This window comes from Paraburkholderia acidisoli (assembly GCF_009789675.1).
Classification (GTDB): Bacteria; Pseudomonadota; Gammaproteobacteria; order Burkholderiales; family Burkholderiaceae; genus Paraburkholderia; species Paraburkholderia acidisoli.
This window is the reverse complement of the sequence record NZ_CP046913.1, coordinates 2,344,908-2,362,678: the sequence shown is the minus strand read 5'-3', so window position 1 is coordinate 2,362,678 and position 17,771 is coordinate 2,344,908. Positions and strand designations below refer to the sequence as shown.

The window sequence follows — 17,771 nt, the reverse complement described above, 5'->3', positions numbered from 1 at the left end:
ATACTGAAGGCCAACGATGGAGTTCCGGTCTTGCGGCACGAACCGGCTAAGGCGGCTCAGCCACGCCGGGGCGCGCGCCAGAATGCCTCGAAGCGAGGCCGGTCACCGATGTGAAGTCGCGCGAGAAGCCGCGATGCAGGCTACTTGAGACTGGGTGGAGCGGGCGATGGGAATCGAACCCACGTCATCAGCTTGGGAAGCTGAGGTAATGGCCATTATACGACGCCCGCAGAGCGCGCTATTTTACGCGGTTTCGGCCGCACCGCGCAATGACGCCGGCGCGGCCCTGTCCGCGCACGAGGCGCAGCAGGGCCGCGAACCGGTCAAATCCCGAACAGCGTGAGCGAGACCGCCACGCGCGTCACCACCATCAGCAGGACCTGCACGATCACGAACAGCAGGATCGGCGAGAGGTCGAGGCCGCCCAGGTTCGGCAGGATGCGGCGCAGCGGATTCAGGAACGGCGCGGTGAGCTGGAACAGCGCCGGCATGGCGGGCGAGCGCGGATTGAGCCACGACAGCAGCGCCATCAGGATCGTGAGCCAGATCAGCAGGTTGAGCGCCCACTTGACCAGCGTGAGCAGCGCGACGATCAGCAGCGTGGGCAGCAGACCGATCGGATCGACGCCCGCGAGCCACACCATCGCCAGCACGAACACGATGGCCGAGATCAACGCCCCGACCACGCTCGCCCAGTCCACGCCGCGCGTGCCGGGAACGATGTGCCGCAGCGGCAGCACGAGCCAGTTGGTGACCTGCTGGATCGCATGGGTCACCGGGTTGTACGGCGGCACGCGCACGTATTGCAGCCAGGCGCGCAGCAGCAGCGCCGCGCCGAACAGCGTGAAGACCGTATTGAGCAGAAAGCGGGCGATATCGCCGAACATCGGTGTTGTTTCCTTCGTGTGTTGGGTAGCCGGATGGATTCAGCGCAACGCGTTCCGTGCAGGAGGTGGCGTGTCGCGCTGTCGTCGTTCGTACGGCCCCGTTCCGTCCGGACGACATACCGCGTGGAATATCAGACCGACACCTTGATCTCGCTGATCAGGATGCGGCCGTTTCCGCCGTCGGTGTAATTGGGAATATCGTCGAGCAGCGTGTCGGCGTGCGGCTGGAACGCCGCGTAGAACGCGTCCATCGTCTCGAACAGGAAGTGTCCGACCGCGACGTAAGGCGGCGGCGAGCCCGGCGGCCCCGCATTGACGCCGATGTCGACCGACCAGCCCTTGAGCGCGCTGCCGAAGAGCTTCGCCGCGAGCGGCATGTGGTGCGTGCAGTAGTACTCGGTGTCGAAGCGCCCGTTTTCGCGATACGGATAGAGGATGCTGACCTTGATCATTGTGCGTTCTCGTCGATGAATCCGCCTGGCGCGCGGCGTGTGGCATCGCGCCGTCGCCACATTACCACGGCTTACGCCCCGCCAGTATCCGCGATCGGTGCGGGTGCGCGGCGCCCCACGTTCGGCGCGGCGGGGCAGCGGGCTGCCGATGTCATCGTAGGCGAATTTCTTGTGAAGAATAAGAAAGCTCCGACTCGAATCAGGTTTTTCCGCACCGGGTTACAGTGGGTTCGACAGCGTGTTGAACGGCTTCCGAACGCATCGCCGCGCATCGCATCGACGATCGCGGACGAAGAACGGCGCATTCGTCGACGGCAGGACAGGCGCGAACGGTGGCGGAAGCATGGCTTCGCGCGCCGCCGAACCCGGCGCGCAACAAAGCGGGACGGTACGCGGCACGCGATATGCGGGTTAGCAAACAGGCGCACGAAGGCGCCCGAGTCCGAACCCAGCACGGCGCGGCCACGACGAACAGCATGGCGCGCTTATGAGATAACCGTGCGGCTATCACGCAACACGGCATCGCCGTTATCCCATAATCTGAGCACAATACTTCGCATCGTTTCGGTTTCGTTGTTGCAGTCGTGCACCTGGGTTTGTTCCTGTCGGTAGTCCGATTCGGGGAGTTCACCATGAGCATCTTCGCTTACCGAAAGCATCTGCGTTTCCTTACGCCCGTTCAACGCCGCCGCTGGTGGGATCAAAAGAAGCGTCTCTCGCCGCGGGTACGGATCAGCGTCGCCTATGTGCCGCCGAGCGTTACGCGCGAGTTCGCCTATGTGAAGGTCGGCTAGCGATAGCGCCGTCATACGTGCAGGAAACTGCCGTGGGGTGTTGCCGATTTTGTTGCCGATTGCCAGCGTAGCCAATGGCTGATGGCCGACGCATTCCGCCGCCGATGCACTCCGAAGCCCGGTCCGACGATCGGGCTTCGTCGCTTCCAGACCGCTGCCTGGCGGACGAAACCCTGCAAAGCGAGCCGGGCCGAGCCTTACCACGCGCGGTTTTTCCAACCAATTTGTAATCAAACATTTCCGGAAAACCGGCGGATTTTTGCGTGCGAGTCGGTAATTACGACAGTTCGCACGTCCGTTCGCCCAAGCGTGCCTTGATGCGGCGCTTTTACGGCCTTTCCGGACGCCCGATTTTTCCGCGAGCCTTGATCCGGCGCCAGGCAACCCGCAAATGGGATTGCAATTCGAAACAAATGGCTACGGTTGCCAGCCCCTGTTTTCTATACATTGAATGCGTGGGCTGTGCCCGTTACATGAGCGTGCCGCTGTCGGCCGCCAGGAGAAGAGAAGTGAAAAAGACCGTTTCGTTCATCGTTGCCGCTGCGCTGGGTGTGGGGTTTGTCAGCGCGGCTCAGGCGCACGTTTCGGTGGGTATCGGCATTGGTGTGCCGGTCGCGCCGGCTTATCCCGTCTATGCCGCGCCGGTCTACGCTCCGCCGCCGCCGCCCGTGGTGTACGCGCCGCCCCCGCCGCCGGTTGTCTACGCTCCGCCGCCGGCTGTCGTGGTGGGCGGTTACGGTGGCTATGGTTACTACGGCCACCCGTACTGGCATCACGGTTACTACCATGGCTATGGCCGTGGTTACTATCGTCGCTGATCGAGTTCGGGCGATGGCGCGCGACGGCTTCGTGGCCCGCTGACATCGTCGGAAGCCGGGAAAAAACGGCGCAACGCCGGCTGACGCCGCGTTGCGCCGTTTTGTTGCGCCGTGTTTGCTATGCGCGCGCCGCAATCCGCGTGTTGAGTGTTCAGGTCGCGCGTGGCAGAAGCAGATCGTGGTAACCCTGCACGATCACGCTGTACGAAAAATAGGCGAACAGCAGCGCCGAAAATACGTGGCACACGCGCAGCAAGCCGGCGCCCGCGCGCTTGCGGCCGTGACTCGCGAGGCCGCAGAGGAACAACGTCCAGCCGAGTCCGCCCGCGAAAAAGCCGATCAGAAACAGCGCCGCCGCAGCCGCGCTCGTGGCCCCCGACTTCGCGATCAACGCGCCGCCCACGGCCGCGAACCACAGAATCGCGCTCGGCGAAGAGAGCGCGAGCACGACGCCGCGCACGAAGCTGCGCCAGGGTCGCGGCAACGGCGCGGTGTTATCGGCGTCGCCGGCCACGGGCGGCGCGGCGGCCGGGTTCAGCGCTTCGCGCGCCATCTTCACGGTGAGCAGCAACAAGAGCGCCGATCCACCGATCCAGACGATCCAGCGCACCGCGGAGAATTGCAGCAGTGCGGCCATGCCCGCGAGCGCGAGCGCCGCATAGATCAGATCGCCGAAACACGAACCGAGGCCGAGCCAGAAGCCCGGCCGGAAGCCGTGCGTGAGCGTGAGCGAGAGGATCGCCACATTGACGAGACCGATGTCGAGGCACAGCGAGAGCGACAGGAAAAAGCCGTCGGACAGCAGGGAAACGTGAGGCATCGATACGGGATGAAAGCGAAGGCCGGCTGAGCGTTATCGGCGCGGCGCCCGCCTGCCATGACAGGGAGGCGCCGCGCCCGGAACCGAATCTTCAGCCGGATGGGTAGCCGGGTGCTGGCGAAATTGACCGCGCCGGGGCAGGGCGCCGCGCCCAGCGCGCCGTTCGTCGATTAAAAGCCGAGTTCGTCGTAAAGCCGGTCGACGCGCGTTTTCACGTCGGCCGACATCTCGATCGCGCGGCCCCATTCGCGGTCCGTTTCGCCCGGCCACTTGTTGGTCGCGTCGAGTCCCATCTTCGAACCGAGTCCCGCCACGGGCGAGGCGAAATCCAGATAGTCGATGGGCGTGTTCTCGACCAGCACGGTGTCGCGCGCGGGATCGATACGCGTGGTGATCGCCCAGATCACTTCCTTCCAGTCGCGGATGTTGACGTCGTCGTCCACGACCACAATGAACTTCGTATACATGAACTGGCGCAGGAAGCTCCACACACCGAACATCACGCGCTTCGCGTGGCCCGGATAGCTCTTCTTCATCTGCACGATCGCCATGCGATAGCTGCAACCTTCGGGCGGCAGATAGAAGTCGGTGATCTCGGGAAACTGCTTTTGCAGCAGCGGCACGAACACTTCGTTGAGCGCGACGCCGAGCACGGCCGGTTCGTCGGGCGGCTTGCCGGTATAGGTCGAGTGATAGATGGCGTCGCGGCGCAGGGTGATGCGCTCGACCGTGAACACGGGAAACCACTCCTGCTCGTTGTAATAGCCGGTGTGATCGCCGTACGGGCCTTCGAGCGCGTGTTCGTACGCCGCGCTCGCGCCTTTCGCCGGGCGCGGCGGCGCACCCGCGGGCGCTGGACCGGGCGCGCCGTCCTGCGGATAGATGAAGCCTTCGAGCACGATCTCGGCGCGCGCGGGCACCTGCAAGGTATCCACGCCGGGCGTGATGCACTTTGCGAGTTCCGTGCGGCTGCCGCGCAGCAGGCCCGCGAACTGGTATTCGGAGAGCGTGTCCGGCACCGGCGTGACGGCGCCGAGAATGGTGGCCGGATCGGCGCCGAGCACCACGGCCACCGGGTACGGCTTGCCTGGATTACGCAGCGCGAACTCGCGAAAATCGAGCGCGCCGCCGCGATGCGCGAGCCAGCGCATGATGAGTTTGTTACGGCCGATGAGCTGCTGGCGGTAAATGCCGAGATTTTGGCGGCTCTTGTTCGGGCCGCGCGTGACGGTCAAACCCCATGTCACAAGCGGTCCGGCGTCGCCGGGCCAGCAGGTCTGAATCGGCAATTTTGCGAGGTCGACATCGTCGCCTTCCCAGACGATCTCCTGGCAAGGCGGGGCGCTCACCGTTTTGGGTGCCATATCCCAAACGGCTTTGGCGAGCGTGAACAGCTTGCCCGCATCCTTCAAGCCGCGCGGCGGTTCGGGTTCCTTGAGCGCCGACAGCAGACGGCCCACGTCGCGCAGCGACTCGAGCGCCGCACCGTTGGCGTCGTCGCCCGGTTTGCCAACGTTCGCGTCGATACCCATGCCGAGCGCCACACGCCGAGGTGTGCCGAACAGATTGCCGAGCACCGGAAACGCATGCGTGGCGCGGTTCTCGAACAGCAGGGCCGGGCCGCCCGCGCGCAAGACGCGATCGCAAAGCTCGGTCATTTCCAGAACCGGGGAGACGGCTTGCGGGACGCGGCGCAATTCGCCGAGCGTCTCCAGGCGACCGACGAAGTCGCGCAGATCTTTATATTTCATTGGGAGTGGCGAGTTGGATCGAGTGTCTTATTCGAATTAGATTCAAACCCTAATAATCAGCGCGGGCCATTAACTTTGCGAATAAGACATTTGGCAATCAAGTCACAAATAGGTCGCAAACGCGGCACGGCACCTGCTATCACGCACCGGCGTCGCGTCGAGGCGGATTCTTCAGCGCATTACACGATTGTCGATTTTACCTGTGTTGGCTGACGCACGCCGTCAGCCGAATCGCATAACTGTCTGAAGACGCGCTTGGCGCGTGGATCTCCACGAGTTGAACGCCGTTTATCATTACAAATAGTTATAACTTTGACATTCTATAGTATTGACGATCTATAAAACGCTGCTAGAATCCGTCCACACTGGTTGCAGGGCTTGAAATTTTTAACCACTTCCCGGTCCTTCAGACGCAACGCGTCGCCGTTTAGCCGACTCCCTGCACGGCTTTGTTCGGTTTAGATTGGTTGTCCTCGCCAGCGCCCATCGCGCTGGCTGTTCGCGTGAGAGCTTCCGCGCGCGCCCACAGCGCGCCTCGGTTGCCTTGGAAGCTCCACCCACGGCGCACTTTGCCGTTTTCCCGACGTCGCAGCCGCACCAGCCAGGGCGCGCGATGTCTTGATCCTGCTTCGGCCGTCAGCCTCGCGCCGACTCCGCTGCCGGGTCATGCAACATGGGGAGATCTGTAGATGAATACCTGGTTATCGTGGTGGCGTGCCGATGAGCGTGTCGCTCTTGGCCTCCGTGCGCTGCTACGTCGTGGCACCCGCCTGAGTCATCACCTGTTCAGCATCGTCGGCGGTTGTGCCGTTCTGCTCGCGCTCGCCATCTGGCTGCTGCCCACGTGGCGCGGCACGCTCGCGGCGCGCATGATGCCCTTCGTTTCGGCTGCCGTGCAGGCCGGCCCGGCACGCCTGCTGCAAGGCAATCCGCTGCCGTCGCTCGCGCCGCCCAGCACGCCGGACAACGAACCGCTCGCCAGCAATGGCAACAATGCCGATGCCGGCGAAACGCCCACCGTGGCGCCCGCGCTGGTGCCCGACACGGGCGTGACGCCGCAAGGCTCGAACGGCACGGTGTCGCGTGTCGCGAGTTCGGTGTCCAACGGCGGCATCGCCACGCTCGACGCGGTCACGCTCAACGGTCTCGACCCGCGCGCGCTGCCGAGCGTCGGTTCGCTGGCGCGCATGATTCCGGCCCAGCGCATCACCCCCGACGCCCGCGACGACCGCGTGCTCGTTTCGGCGCGCGAACAGGCGCTCGTCGCCACGTATCTCTCGCGCCGCTATCGCGTGGCGCAGGAGCCCGTTGGCGAGCTCGTAAAGGCGGCGTTCGACACGGGGCGCGAAGTCGGTCTCGACCCGCTGCTGCTGCTCGCGGTCATGGCGATCGAATCGGGCTTCAACCCGTACGCCGAAAGCGGCGTGGGCGCACAAGGCCTGATGCAGGTCATGTCGAAGGTGCATTCGGACAAGTTCCAGTACTTCGGCGGCCAGAACGCGGCGCTCGATCCGCTCGCGAACATCAAGGTCGGCGCACTCGTGCTGAAGGATTGCATCGCACGCGGCGGCTCGCTGCCGGGCGGCTTGCGTCTGTACGTCGGGTCGACGTCGCCGGACGACGGCGGCTACGGCGCCAAGGTGATGGCCGAGCGCGGCCGGCTGCGCGACGTCGCCCGTGGCCGCAACGTGCCGATCAATGCGCCGCAGGCGCCGGTCACGACCACCGTCAGCGCGCCCGTCGCGCAGAAGGTGGCGAGCGAATCCGGCGACAAGCGTGTGCACGTGACGCTCGACGGCGCCCACGCGCTGGTCGAGAAGGTCGCGACGCCCGTGAAGGCTTCGTCCGAACAGGACGACGCCAGCAGCGGCGGCACGGCGCAAAAGCACGGCTCGCCCGAACTCGGCGCCTGACGCGTGGCGTTTGCGGCGTTTGTCGCGGTTTTCAAGCGCCAATCGTTGTAGAAGGACCGGACCAGTGAAAAAGGCACCCACGGGTGCCTTTTTGCATTGAAGCGGCGTTTTCGTCGACAGAACTTCATCGACCGGACTTCGTCGACAACACGCCATCGACGGAATTCAGCGCCCGAAGAACCCGCGCAGCCGTTCGACCGCTTCTTCCAGCCGCGCATACGCCGTGGCGTACGAGAGCCGCACGTACTGGCGCGGCGCGGCCACGCCGAAGTCCATGCCCGGCACGAGCACCGTGCCCGCGTCGTGCAGCATCGCGCGTGTGAGCGCGTCGCTGTCGCCCGCGGCGGCGTGGTTCACGTTCGAGCAGTCGGCGTACACGTAGAAGGCGCCGTCGGGCATCACGGGCACCGTGAAGCCGAGCGATTCGAGCGCGGGCGCGATGAAGTCGCGGCGACGCTTGAATTCGAGCCGGCGCGCCTCGTAGATCGCGAGCGTGTCCGGCTCAAAGCACGCGAGCGCCGCGTGCTGCGCGAGCGCCGACGCGCAGATGAAGAGGTTCTGCGTGAGCTTCTCGAACGCCCCGACGAGCGCGGGCGGCACCACCAGCCAGCCGAGGCGCCAGCCCGTCATGTTGAAATACTTCGAAAAGCTGTTGACCGTCACCACGTCGTCGCCGAACGAGAGCGCGGAGACGGGCGGCGCGTCGTACGACAGGCCCTGGTAGATTTCGTCGACGATCGTGAAGCCGCCGCGCGCCCGCACCGCATGGACGATGCGCTCCAGCTCGGCCGGTTCGATCGACGTGCCCGTGGGATTGGACGGCGAGGCGAGCAGCACGCCACGCGTGCGTGCCGTCCAGAGGCGTTCGACGTCGGCGGCGGTGAGCTGGAAGCGCGCTTCCGGACCGCTCGGCACGAGCACCGGCTTGCCTTCCGCCGCGGCCACGAAGTGGCGGTTGCACGGGTAGCTCGGGTCGGGCATCAGCACTTCGTCGTCGCGATCGACCAGCGCCGTGCAGGCGAGCAGCAGCGCCGCCGAGGCGCCCGCCGTCACCACGATGCGCGCGGGATCGACATGAATGCCGTAGGCGTGCTGGTAATGCGCGGCGATGGCTTCGCGCAGCGCGTGAATGCCGAGCGCGCCCGTGTACTGCGTGACGCCCCGGCGCAGCGCGGCGGCCGCGGCCTCCACGACGGGTTCGGGCGCCGTGAAATCGGGCTCGCCGATCCCCATGTGGATGATGTCGCGCCCGGCGCGTTCGAGCGCGGCGGCTTCCTTCGCCAGTTCCATGACATAGAACGGCTGGATCGCGTCGACGCGCGCGGCAAGCCGCAACAGCGGTTCGGCAACGGTGTTCATGCGGGTCTTTCCAGAACTTCGGATACTTCGAGTACAAATGGAGCGCGCCGCGCGAGGCGGGCGGGCGCGACTACCGAGCCTGGCCCGCCGCCGCGCGGCGCGTGATGACGACGCTTTACGAGCGGCGCGCGGCCTGGGCTTCGGTCGAACGCAGTTGCGCCGCGATCTTGTCGAGCACGCCGTTCACGTACTTGTAGCCGTCCGAGCCGCCGAACGTCTTGGTCAGTTCGACCGCCTCGTTGATGACAACACGGTACGGAATGTCGACGTGATGCTTGAACTCGTAGGTCGCGACCATCAGCACCGCGCGTTCGACCGGCGAAAGCTGTTCGATCGGACGGTCGAGACACGGCGCGATGTCGGCCGACAGCGTGTCCGCCTCGCGGATCACGCCGTGCAGGATCGCGTCCAGATGCTCGTGGTCGGCCTTGTCGTAGCCCTGCGAACCGCGCAGTTGCGCGTCGATCTCGCCGGCGGGCACACCCGACAGCAGCCACTGATACAACCCCTGCGTGGCCAGTTCGCGGGAGCGGCGGCGAGCGCTCTTCATTGCTGTTCCTCTTCGTCTTCCTCGTCTTCTTCGTCGTCGCCGCCGTCGAGTTGTTCGAGGGCGACCGTGAGGTTCGCCATCTCGACCGCGACGCGCGCCGCGTCACGACCCTTTTCGGTCATGCGCGCGACAGCCTGTTCGTCGTTTTCCGTGGTCAGCACCGCGTTCGCGATGGGCACGTTGAAGTCGAGCGAGACGCGCGAGATGCCCGAGCCGCTTTCGTTCGAGACGAGCTCGAAGTGATACGTTTCGCCGCGCACGACCGCGCCGAGCGCGATGAGCGCGTCGAACTGGCCGCTTTCGGCGAGCTTTTGCAGCGCGAGCGGGATTTCCAGCGCGCCCGGCACCGTGACGAGCAGCACGTCTTCGCCCGTCACGCCGAGGCGTTCGAGTTCTTCGATGCAGGCGTCGGCGAGGCCGTTGCAGACGGGTTCGTTAAAGCGCGACTGGACGATGCCGATGCGCAGGCCGTCGCCGTCGAGGTTCGGTTGGTATTGTCCGATTTCCATGTGGTATCCGTTATCCGTTCGTTGGTTCGGTTGAGCGTGGTGACGCGTATTGAGTTGGGCGCGAGCGTGGCGGCGTTTAGCGCGTAACCGTTTCGGGCGGGCAGGGCGCTTCGGCGCCGCCGCCCGGCATCGGCACGAAGCCGGTCACTTCCAGGCCATAGCCCGACATGCTGCCGAGGCGGCGCGGCTTCGAGAGCACCTGCATGCGGCCCACGCCGAGATCGCGCAGGATCTGTGCGCCGATCCCGTAGGTCTTGAAGTCCACGGGGCGGCGCGCGAGGGCTTCCGCGCGTTCCTTCTGGTCGAACGCCTTGAAGACGTCGACCAGATGTTCCTTGCTCTCGCCACAATTGAGCATGACGATCACGCCGAGTTCCCGCGCGGCGATTTCGCGCATGGCGGCGTCGACCGTCCACGAGTGCGTGGACGAGCCGGTTTCGAGCAGATCGAGCATCGAGAGCGGCTCGTGCACGCGCACCGGCGTTTCGACGTCGGGCGCGGGCGTGCCGCGCACGAGCGCGATGTGCGGCGTGCCGCTCGGTTCGTCGACATACATGATCGCGCGGAAATTGCCGTGCGCGGTGTGCATGGTGCGCTCGGCCACGCGCTTGACGATGGACTCCGTGCGGCTGCGATAGTGGATCAGGTCGGCGATGGTGCCCACCTTCAGGCCGTGCTCCTGCGCGAACTCCATGAGGTCGGGCAGGCGCGCCATCGTGCCGTCGTCCTTGATGACTTCGCAGATCACCGAGGCCGGCGTGAGCCCCGCGAGCGCCGTGAAGTCGCAACCGGCTTCCGTGTGGCCCGCGCGCACGAGCACGCCGCCGGGCTGCGCCATGATCGGGAACACGTGGCCCGGTTGCACGATGTGCTCGGCGCGCGCGTTGGGCGCGACGGCCGCCTGGATCGTGCGCGCGCGGTCGGCGGCCGAAATGCCGGTGGTGACGCCTTCCGCGGCCTCGATGCTGACCGTGAACGCCGTGCCGTACTGCGTGCCGTTGCGATGCGTCATGAGCGGCAGGTTGAGCAGCTTGCAGCGCTCCTGCGTGAGCGTGAGGCAGATCAACCCGCGGCCGTGCTTCGCCATGAAGTTGATCGCTTCGGGCGTGACGAACTCCGCAGCGATGACGAGGTCGCCCTCGTTCTCCCGGTCTTCTTCGTCGACAAGGATGACCATCTTGCCGGCTTTGAGTTCGGCGATGATCTCTAGGGTGGAGGCGAGCGTCATGTTGGGATTCTGGCTGGAAAGCGCGTATTTTACGCCACGCGGGCGGGCGCGTCGCCCGAAACGGGGGGCGCGCACACGCACGGCGTGGACCGTTGCGGCGCCGGCCGGGCGGGCCGCACGGGACGATATTGGCCGAATGGCCGACTGGTGCGGGCCACGCGGCTTTCTCATAATAGTAACGCTTGACGTTAATAACGCACAACGTTACTATCATGATCACTTCGTTTGCCTGCCGCGACACGGCGGCGCTCTTCGCCGGGCGCCGCGTCGCCCGCTTCGCCGCCATTGAAAAGGTGGCCGTGCGCAAGCTGCAACAGATTCACGCGGCGGCCACGCTCTCGTTCCTGAAGGTCCCGCCGGGCAACCGGCTGGAACTGCCGGCGGGCGAGCTCGACGGCTGGTACAGCATCCGCATCAACGTGCAGTGGCGCGTGTGTTTTCACTTCAGCGTTCACGCCACGCACGGCGAGGCATCCGAAGTTCGTATTCTCGATTACCACTGAGGAGCTTCACATGCCACGCGACGTTCCGCTCGCCACGCCCGGCGAGATTCTCGCCGAAGACTGGCTCAAGCCCATGAGCATCAGCCAGTACGCGCTCGCCAAGGCGATTGGCGTGCCGCCGCGTCGCATCAACGAAATCGTGCTCGGCAAGCGCGCGATCACGGCCGACACAGCGGTGCGCCTCGCCGTTTATTTCGGCACGGACGCGCGTAGCTGGATGGAACTCCAGGCGCACTACGACACCGAAATCGCGCGCGAGACGCTGGCCGGGGTGCTGGCCAATATTCGTCCGCATGCGAGTGCCGCTGCGGTCACAACCGCCGCCACCGGCGCCGCTGAGGGCACCGGCGGTCAGGGCGCCGCCTAGCGGAAGATCACGTCGTCGGCGAGACCCTTCGTCAGCTCCAGCGCCTGGCGCTCGAACAGCCGCCGGTACAGCCCGTTTTCGCGCCGCACGAGTGCGTCGTGCGTGCCTTCCTCGACCACCCGGCCGCGTTCGAGCACGATCAGCCGGTCGAGCGCGCGCACGGTCGAGAGCCGGTGCGCGATCACGACCGTCGTGCGGCCCACCATGAGCCGTTCCATGGCCTGCTGGATCAGCACTTCGCTTTCGCTGTCGAGGCTGGAGGTGGCTTCGTCGAAGATCAGGATGGGCGCGTTGGCGAGGAACGCGCGCGCAATGGCCACGCGCTGGCGCTCGCCGCCCGAGAGCTTCACGCCGCGCTCGCCCACCAGCGTGTCATAGCCGTTCGGCAGCGCCATGATGAAGTCGTGCGCGCTCGCGAGCTTCGCGGCGTGTTCGATCTCGGCATGCGTCGCACCCGGCCGCGCATAGGCGATGTTCTCCGCGAGCGAGCGGTGGAACAGCACCGGCTCCTGCTGGACGATGGCGATCTGCGAGCGCAACGAAGCCTGCTGCACACGCGCGATGTCCTGCGCGTCGATCGTCACGCGGCCGCCGGAAACATCGTAGAGGCGCTGGATCAGCTTCACGAGCGTCGTCTTGCCCGAGCCCGAATGGCCCACGAGTCCCACGCGCTCGCCCGGCGCGATACGCAGCGTGAGGTTCTCGTAGAGCGGCCGTTCGAGCGCGCCGTAGCGGAACGTCATGTTCTCGAAGCGGATGTCGCCCTGATCGATGACGATGGGCGGCGCGCCGGGCATGTCGTCGATACCGAGCGGTTCCGCGTCGAGCATCACGAGTTCTTCCATGTCGTTGATGGAGCGTTGCAGGTTGCGCACGTGCATGCCCACGTCGCGCAAATAGCCTTTCAGCAAGAAGAACAGCGTGAGCGCGAACGTGATGTCGCCCACGCTCGCGAGCCCGCGGGCCCACAGCATGAGCGCCGCGCCCAGAATGGCCGCCTGCATGCCCACCAGCAGCACGCCTTGCACGCCGCCGTTGAAGGTGCCGCGCCGCCACGTGCGGCGCGTGCGGCTGTTCCATTTGGTGATGACGCGCGCGAGTCGCGCTTCCTCGCGCGCTTCGGCGCCGAACGCCTTGACCACGGCGTTGCACGAAATGGCGTCGGCGAGCGCGCCGCCCATCTTCGTGTCCCACTGGTTGGCGAGGCGCGCGGAAGGCGCGACGTAGAACAGCGACAGCGACACCGTGATCGCGAGATAGAGCGCCGAGCCCACGCCAACCACGAGGCCCATCACGTGCCATTGCAGCGCGAGCAGCAGCGTCGAGCCGACCAGCATCACGAGCGAGGGAAACAGCGCGACGAGCAGCGTGTCGTTGAGCAGGTCGAGCGCCCACATGCCGCGCGTGATCTTGCGCACGGTCGAGCCGGCAAAGCTGTTCGCGTGCCAGTCGGTCGAAAAGCGCTGCACGCGGTGGAACGCCTGGGTGGCGATCTCGCTCATCATGCGCAGCGTGAGCACGATGATGTTGCGAAACGCCGCCTGGCGCATCATCGTGCCCACGAGCCCGAGCGCCGTGAGCGCCCAGAACGCCACCACGGCGGCGTGCCACGCGGCGGCGTTGCCGGCCGTGGCGTCGTGCGTGAGCGCGTCGACCAGTTGACCCGCGTAGTGCGGCGTGAGCACGTCGGCCACGGCGCCGAGCAGCGAGGCGAGCGCGACCGTGCCCACGCGCGCGGGCTGGCGGCCCCAGTGGCGGAAGGTGAAGCCGAGAACCTTGCGGAACGTTTGTCCGCCCGAGTCGGGTTTTTTGCTGGATTCTGTCATGGACAGTCTGCTCCGGGCGCGACGCCCGAAGACACTCCTGAGATAAGGCGCTACTTGGCGATAAATCGAAACACGGGATTCGCGCGCCCGAACCCCACGGGCCGGACGGCACAAACTGAACCGATTGGAAACGCAGCGCGGCGGCTCGAGCCAACGTGCCGCGCTTGAGTCAACGCTGAATTCAACGACTCATTCAGCGACTGCGCGAACGCTACGGCAGTGCGGGGAGTGGGAGCGTTGCCCGAACTCGCGGCAGGGCGGCAGCGGTCGTGTCGATCATTGCCATACCTGCCTCCTCGTGCGGTTCGGGCGAATTGGAGCGTGGGTGCGAGCGGCGCGCCGTAATGGCCGCGCGCGAAGAAAGAACTTCGATATTATCAGCGGCCGGGCGCGCGTGCTCGCACCCAGCTTGTTCTCGCGCAGCGTTTTCAGTCCTTGTCGACGAGTTTGTCGGCGCTGAGCATGCGCTCCACATACCGCGCGATCAGGTCGATCTCCAGATTGACCTTGCTGCCCGCTTGCAGATGCTTGAGCGTGGTCACTTCCACCGTGTGCGGGATCAGGTTGATCGAGAACTCGCAGCCTTCGGCGCGATCGTCCACGGTGTTCACTGTCAGGCTCACGCCGTTCACCGTGATCGAGCCCTTGTAGGCGAGATAGCGGCCGATTTCGGCGGGCGCGAGGATGCGCAGTTCGTGCGATTCGCCCACGGGCGCGAAGCGCGTGACCGTGCCGAGGCCGTCCACGTGACCCGAGACGATATGGCCGCCCAGCCGGTCGTTCGCGCGCAGCGCTTTTTCGAGATTCACTTCGCCCGTTTGCGTGAGGCCGACCGTGCGGTTGAGGCTTTCGCGCGATACGTCGACGTCAAAGGTCGTGGCGGTCTTGGCGATGGCGGTCATGCACGCGCCCTGAATGGCAATGCTGTCGCCGAGCTGCACGTCGTCGAGACCGAGCGTGCCCGCGCTCACGGTGAGACGCACGCCCGCGTTGTCGTCGGCGCCGAGCGGCGTGATCGATTCGATGCGGCCCACTGCCGCGACGATTCCGGTAAACATCGTGTGGTTCCTTGTATTCGAGATCGATAAAAACGGTCGATAAAAACGGCTTCAGTCGTCCTGCGCCGCGACGACGCGCGCCAGGATGCGCAGGTCGCCGCCAATGCGGTCGACGGCATGGAAAGCGAGCCGCGTGCGCCAGTCGAGCTTGTCGGGCGCGGCGATGTCGATCATGCCGAGCGAGTTCGTGCCGAGCAGCGCCGGCGCCATGTAGAGCAGCAGTTCGTCCACGCAGCCTTCGCGCATGAGCGAGCCGTTGAGCTTGTAGCCCGCTTCCACGTGCAATTCGTTCACGCCGCGCGCAGCCAGCTCGGCGAGCATGGCGGGCAGGTCGACCTTGCCGTGCGCATTGCCGAGCGCGACGATTTCCGCGCCGCGCGCGCGCAGTTGCTCGGCGCGTTCCTCGTTGCTCGCGTCGAGCACCGAGCAGAACACGAGCGTGGGCGCGCCCACGAAAATCTGCGAGAGCGGCGAGGCGTCGAGGCGGCTGTCGATCAGCACGCGTTTGGGCTGGCGCGGCGTGTCGATCGCGCGCACGGTCATGCGCGGATCGTCTTCCTTCACCGTGCCGATGCCGGTCAGGATCGCCGAGGCGCGCGCGCGCCACGCGTGACCGTCGGCGCGCGCGGCTTCGCCCGTGATCCACTGGCTTTCGCCCGAAGGCAGGCCGGTGCGGCCGTCGAGCGTCGCGGCCACTTTCACGCGCACCCACGGGCGCTTGCGCGTCATGCGCGAGACGAAGCCGATGTTCAGCTCGCGCGCCTCGTTGGCGAGCAGGCCGCAACGCACGTCGATCCCGGCGTCGCGCAACATCGCGAGACCGCGGCCCGAGACCTGCGGATTCGGATCTTCCATCGCGGCGATCACGCGCCCGACCTTCGCCTCGATCAGCGCGTTCGCGCAGGGCGGCGTGCGGCCGAAGTGGCTGCACGGTTCGAGCGTCACGTAAGCGGTCGCGCCGCGCAGGTCGTTGCCGCGCGCGCGGGCGTCCTTCATCGCCTGGATTTCGGCGTGGTCGAAACCGGCGGGCTGCGTGAAACCTTCGCCGATCACCACGCCGTCCTTCACGAGCACGCAGCCCACGCGCGGGTTCGGATCGGTCGTGTAAAGGCCGCGCACCGCGAGGGCGAGCGCGCGTTCCATATGGACGAAATCGGATTGCGAGAACATCGGCGTGCTTTCTCTCGGGCGGCAACTAACGGTGATGCGCGGTTGGCGCAACGCGCGAGCGGACCACGGCGCTCGCGAGCGATGACGAGGCGCGCCCGGCCTTCTTCACGAAGGCGCGAAGCGCGCGGGCGGTTTATTGCTTGACGTTTTCGGCCGCGGCTTCGGCGGCGAAGGCGCGGCGCGCGGCTTCGATCGTTTCGTCGAGCAGGGCGTCGCTGTGCACGCTCGACACGAAGCCCGCTTCGTACGCCGAAGGCGCGAAGTACACGCCCGCGTCGAGCATCGCGTGGAAGAAGCGGTTGAAGCGCGCGACGTCGCTCTTCGTGACTTCGGCGAAGCTGCCCGGCACGTTGTCGGCGAAGTAGAGGCCGAACATGCCGCCCACGGAGTCGGCGGCGAACGGCACCTTCGCTTCGCGCGCGGCGGCCGTCATGCCCTTCACGAGGCGCTCGGTCTTGAGCGTGAGCTGCTCGTAAAAGCCCGGCGCCTGGATCAGTTGCAGCGTCTTGAGACCGGCCGCGACGGCGATCGGGTTGCCCGAAAGCGTGCCCGCCTGATACACGGTGCCGTTGGGCGCGAGGTGGTCCATGATCTCGCGCCGGCCGCCGAACGCCGCCGCGGGCATGCCGCCGCCGATCACCTTGCCGAGACACACGAGGTCGGCCTCGACGCCGTAGAGCGCCTGCGCGCCGCGCAGACCCACGCGGAAACCGCACATCACTTCGTCGAAAATCAGCACGCTGCCGTGCTTCGCCGTGAGGCTGCGCAGCGCGCCGATGAATTCGGGCGTGGCCTTCACGAGATTCATGTTGCCCGCGACGGGCTCGACGATCACGGCCGCGATCTCGTCGCCGAACGCCTTGAACGCTTCTTCGAGCGCGGCGACGTTGTTGTACTCGAGCACCGTGGTGTGCTTCGCGACGTCGACGGGCACGCCCGCCGAGGTCGGGTTGCCGAACGTGAGCAGGCCCGAACCGGCCTTCACGAGCAGGCTGTCGGCGTGACCGTGGTAGCAGCCTTCGAACTTGACGATGCGGTCGCGCTTCGTGAAACCGCGCGCGAGACGCAGCGCGCTCATGGTCGCCTCGGTGCCGCTCGAGACCATGCGCACCTGTTCCATCGACGGCACGATCTTGCAGATTTCCTCGGCGATCTCGATCTCGGCCTCGGTGGGCGCGCCAAACGAGAAGCCGTTGGCGAGCACGCGCTGCACGGCTTCGAGCACGTCGGGATGCACGTGGCCGACGATCATCGGGCCCCACGAGCCGATGTAGTCGATGTAGCGCTTGCCTTCGGCGTCCCAGAAATACGGGCCTTGCGCGCGCTCGATGAAGCGCGGCGTGCCGCCGACCGAGCGGAACGCGCGCACCGGCGAGTTCACACCGCCGGGAATCGTGCGCTGGGCGCGTTCGAAGAGGGCGGCGTTGCGCGACGTCGTGGTGGCTTGCGAAGTAGTGGTGTCGGACATGAGTGCTGGACCTGCGAGAGTATTGGGGCGCGTGGCTGCGCGGCACGGCTTGCCTGCGAAGTACGCGGGCAGCGCGCTGCGGGCGACGGCCGAAGGGCGACCCCATGCGGCGCCGCGAGGCGCCGGCGATGGGGCGAGCGATCAGTCGGTTCTGCCGAAATTGTACCTAAGACGCGCCGATCGGGCCGGGCGCTCCGGCGGCCGGGCGCACGCGCCCGCGCCGCTTCGCGCCCGGCGGGTTCCGGCGAGCATGGTGTGCCGGGCGGGTCGCAGCGGCGTGGGGCCGCCGTCGGTCGCG

General features: G+C 66.3%; 17 protein-coding genes and 1 tRNA gene. 4 read left to right on the top strand and 14 right to left on the bottom strand.

The window, feature by feature from the left end; translation table 11 throughout:
* Positions 1 to 155: 155 nt before the first annotated feature.
* The 4 genes from FAZ98_RS10350 to FAZ98_RS35590 all read right to left on the bottom strand — a co-directional run bounded on the left by FAZ98_RS10350 (position 156) and on the right by FAZ98_RS35590 (position 2,367).
* Positions 156 to 230, bottom strand: a tRNA-Gly gene (locus tag FAZ98_RS10350).
* Between the two features lie 93 nt (positions 231 to 323).
* A complete protein-coding gene (locus FAZ98_RS10345; protein WP_158951127.1) occupies positions 324 to 887 on the bottom strand; it encodes a YggT family protein in 564 nt (187 codons plus the stop codon).
* 131 nt (positions 888 to 1,018) lie between these two features.
* Positions 1,019 to 1,339 carry an EthD family reductase gene (locus tag FAZ98_RS10340; RefSeq protein ID WP_158951126.1) on the bottom strand — a complete coding sequence of 107 codons (321 nt, stop codon included), beginning with the start codon at positions 1,337 to 1,339 and terminating at the stop codon, positions 1,019 to 1,021.
* A 485-nt stretch (positions 1,340 to 1,824) separates the two neighbouring features.
* A complete protein-coding gene (locus FAZ98_RS35590; protein WP_233272731.1) occupies positions 1,825 to 2,367 on the bottom strand; it encodes a hypothetical protein in 543 nt (180 codons plus the stop codon).
* A 275-nt stretch (positions 2,368 to 2,642) separates the two neighbouring features.
* Between FAZ98_RS35590 and FAZ98_RS10335 the strand changes: the two genes are divergently transcribed.
* Complete coding sequence (locus tag FAZ98_RS10335; protein WP_158951125.1) at positions 2,643 to 2,951, top strand: hypothetical protein; 309 nt, start codon at positions 2,643 to 2,645, stop codon at positions 2,949 to 2,951.
* A gap of 151 nt (positions 2,952 to 3,102) precedes the next feature.
* Here FAZ98_RS10335 and FAZ98_RS10330 read toward each other — a convergent pair whose 3' ends face one another.
* Positions 3,103 to 3,771, bottom strand: coding sequence for a LysE family translocator (locus FAZ98_RS10330; RefSeq protein ID WP_158951124.1), 669 nt, complete (start codon positions 3,769 to 3,771; stop codon positions 3,103 to 3,105).
* Between the two features lie 170 nt (positions 3,772 to 3,941).
* Positions 3,942 to 5,522 carry a UbiD family decarboxylase gene (locus FAZ98_RS10325; protein ID WP_158951123.1) on the bottom strand — a complete coding sequence of 527 codons (1,581 nt, stop codon included), beginning with the start codon at positions 5,520 to 5,522 and terminating at the stop codon, positions 3,942 to 3,944.
* Between the two features lie 689 nt (positions 5,523 to 6,211).
* Here FAZ98_RS10325 and FAZ98_RS10320 point away from each other — a divergent pair.
* Positions 6,212 to 7,435 (top strand): lytic transglycosylase domain-containing protein, encoded by a 1,224-nt coding sequence (locus FAZ98_RS10320; RefSeq protein WP_158951122.1) that lies wholly within the window; start codon positions 6,212 to 6,214, stop codon positions 7,433 to 7,435.
* A 165-nt stretch (positions 7,436 to 7,600) separates the two neighbouring features.
* Here FAZ98_RS10320 and FAZ98_RS10315 read toward each other — a convergent pair whose 3' ends face one another.
* The 4 genes from FAZ98_RS10315 to ribBA all read right to left on the bottom strand — a co-directional run bounded on the left by FAZ98_RS10315 (position 7,601) and on the right by ribBA (position 11,081).
* Positions 7,601 to 8,794, bottom strand: coding sequence for a pyridoxal phosphate-dependent aminotransferase (locus tag FAZ98_RS10315; protein WP_158951121.1), 1,194 nt, complete (start codon positions 8,792 to 8,794; stop codon positions 7,601 to 7,603).
* Positions 8,795 to 8,909: 115 nt separating this feature from the next.
* Positions 8,910 to 9,344 carry a transcription antitermination factor NusB gene (gene nusB / locus FAZ98_RS10310; RefSeq protein ID WP_158951120.1) on the bottom strand — a complete coding sequence of 145 codons (435 nt, stop codon included), beginning with the start codon at positions 9,342 to 9,344 and terminating at the stop codon, positions 8,910 to 8,912.
* Positions 9,341 to 9,853, bottom strand: coding sequence for a 6,7-dimethyl-8-ribityllumazine synthase (ribH, locus tag FAZ98_RS10305; protein ID WP_158951119.1), 513 nt, complete (start codon positions 9,851 to 9,853; stop codon positions 9,341 to 9,343). Before ribH ends, nusB begins: the two co-directional genes overlap by 4 nt.
* Before the next feature lie 76 nt (positions 9,854 to 9,929).
* Positions 9,930 to 11,081, bottom strand: a complete 1,152-nt coding sequence (gene ribBA / locus FAZ98_RS10300) for a bifunctional 3,4-dihydroxy-2-butanone-4-phosphate synthase/GTP cyclohydrolase II (protein WP_158951118.1) — start codon at positions 11,079 to 11,081, stop codon at positions 9,930 to 9,932.
* Positions 11,082 to 11,293: 212 nt separating this feature from the next.
* Here ribBA and FAZ98_RS10295 point away from each other — a divergent pair, with 212 nt between their 5' ends.
* Positions 11,294 to 11,584, top strand: coding sequence for a type II toxin-antitoxin system RelE/ParE family toxin (locus tag FAZ98_RS10295; protein ID WP_158951117.1), 291 nt, complete (start codon positions 11,294 to 11,296; stop codon positions 11,582 to 11,584).
* 10 nt (positions 11,585 to 11,594) lie between these two features.
* Complete coding sequence (locus tag FAZ98_RS10290) at positions 11,595 to 11,951, top strand: HigA family addiction module antitoxin (RefSeq protein ID WP_158951116.1); 357 nt, start codon at positions 11,595 to 11,597, stop codon at positions 11,949 to 11,951.
* Here the strand turns inward: FAZ98_RS10290 and FAZ98_RS10285 are convergent.
* From FAZ98_RS10285 to hemL, 4 genes are all read right to left on the bottom strand, one after another.
* A complete protein-coding gene (locus FAZ98_RS10285) occupies positions 11,948 to 13,777 on the bottom strand; it encodes an ABC transporter ATP-binding protein (RefSeq protein ID WP_158951115.1) in 1,830 nt (609 codons plus the stop codon). The two genes, FAZ98_RS10290 and FAZ98_RS10285, sit on opposite strands and share 4 nt — an antisense overlap.
* Before the next feature lie 428 nt (positions 13,778 to 14,205).
* Positions 14,206 to 14,835, bottom strand: coding sequence for a riboflavin synthase (locus FAZ98_RS10280; RefSeq protein WP_158951114.1), 630 nt, complete (start codon positions 14,833 to 14,835; stop codon positions 14,206 to 14,208).
* A gap of 51 nt (positions 14,836 to 14,886) precedes the next feature.
* Complete coding sequence (ribD, locus tag FAZ98_RS10275) at positions 14,887 to 16,005, bottom strand: bifunctional diaminohydroxyphosphoribosylaminopyrimidine deaminase/5-amino-6-(5-phosphoribosylamino)uracil reductase RibD (protein WP_158951113.1); 1,119 nt, start codon at positions 16,003 to 16,005, stop codon at positions 14,887 to 14,889.
* A gap of 133 nt (positions 16,006 to 16,138) precedes the next feature.
* On the bottom strand, positions 16,139 to 17,473 hold the full coding sequence (hemL, locus tag FAZ98_RS10270; protein ID WP_158951112.1) for a glutamate-1-semialdehyde 2,1-aminomutase: 1,335 nt from the start codon (positions 17,471 to 17,473) through the stop codon (positions 16,139 to 16,141).
* Positions 17,474 to 17,771 lie beyond the last annotated feature (298 nt).

Bases quoted from the DNA above. Each gene is read 5' to 3' on its own strand.
- FAZ98_RS10345 (WP_158951127.1), bottom strand. From the start codon at position 887: ATGTTCGGCGATATCGCCCGCTTTCTGCTCAATACGGTCTTCACGCTG.
- FAZ98_RS10340 (WP_158951126.1), bottom strand. From the start codon at position 1,339: ATGATCAAGGTCAGCATCCTCTATCCGTATCGCGAAAACGGGCGCTTC.
- FAZ98_RS10330 (WP_158951124.1), bottom strand. From the start codon at position 3,771: ATGCCTCACGTTTCCCTGCTGTCCGACGGCTTTTTCCTGTCGCTCTCG.
- FAZ98_RS10325 (WP_158951123.1), bottom strand. From the start codon at position 5,522: ATGAAATATAAAGATCTGCGCGACTTCGTCGGTCGCCTGGAGACGCTC.
- FAZ98_RS10320 (WP_158951122.1), top strand. From the start codon at position 6,212: ATGAATACCTGGTTATCGTGGTGGCGTGCCGATGAGCGTGTCGCTCTT.
- FAZ98_RS10315 (WP_158951121.1), bottom strand. From the start codon at position 8,794: ATGAACACCGTTGCCGAACCGCTGTTGCGGCTTGCCGCGCGCGTCGAC.
- nusB (WP_158951120.1), bottom strand. From the start codon at position 9,344: ATGAAGAGCGCTCGCCGCCGCTCCCGCGAACTGGCCACGCAGGGGTTG.
- ribH (WP_158951119.1), bottom strand. From the start codon at position 9,853: ATGGAAATCGGACAATACCAACCGAACCTCGACGGCGACGGCCTGCGC.
- ribBA (WP_158951118.1), bottom strand. From the start codon at position 11,081: ATGACGCTCGCCTCCACCCTAGAGATCATCGCCGAACTCAAAGCCGGC.
- FAZ98_RS10295 (WP_158951117.1), top strand. From the start codon at position 11,294: ATGATCACTTCGTTTGCCTGCCGCGACACGGCGGCGCTCTTCGCCGGG.
- FAZ98_RS10290 (WP_158951116.1), top strand. From the start codon at position 11,595: ATGCCACGCGACGTTCCGCTCGCCACGCCCGGCGAGATTCTCGCCGAA.
- FAZ98_RS10285 (WP_158951115.1), bottom strand. From the start codon at position 13,777: ATGACAGAATCCAGCAAAAAACCCGACTCGGGCGGACAAACGTTCCGC.
- FAZ98_RS10280 (WP_158951114.1), bottom strand. From the start codon at position 14,835: ATGTTTACCGGAATCGTCGCGGCAGTGGGCCGCATCGAATCGATCACG.
- ribD (WP_158951113.1), bottom strand. From the start codon at position 16,005: ATGTTCTCGCAATCCGATTTCGTCCATATGGAACGCGCGCTCGCCCTC.
- hemL (WP_158951112.1), bottom strand. From the start codon at position 17,473: ATGTCCGACACCACTACTTCGCAAGCCACCACGACGTCGCGCAACGCC.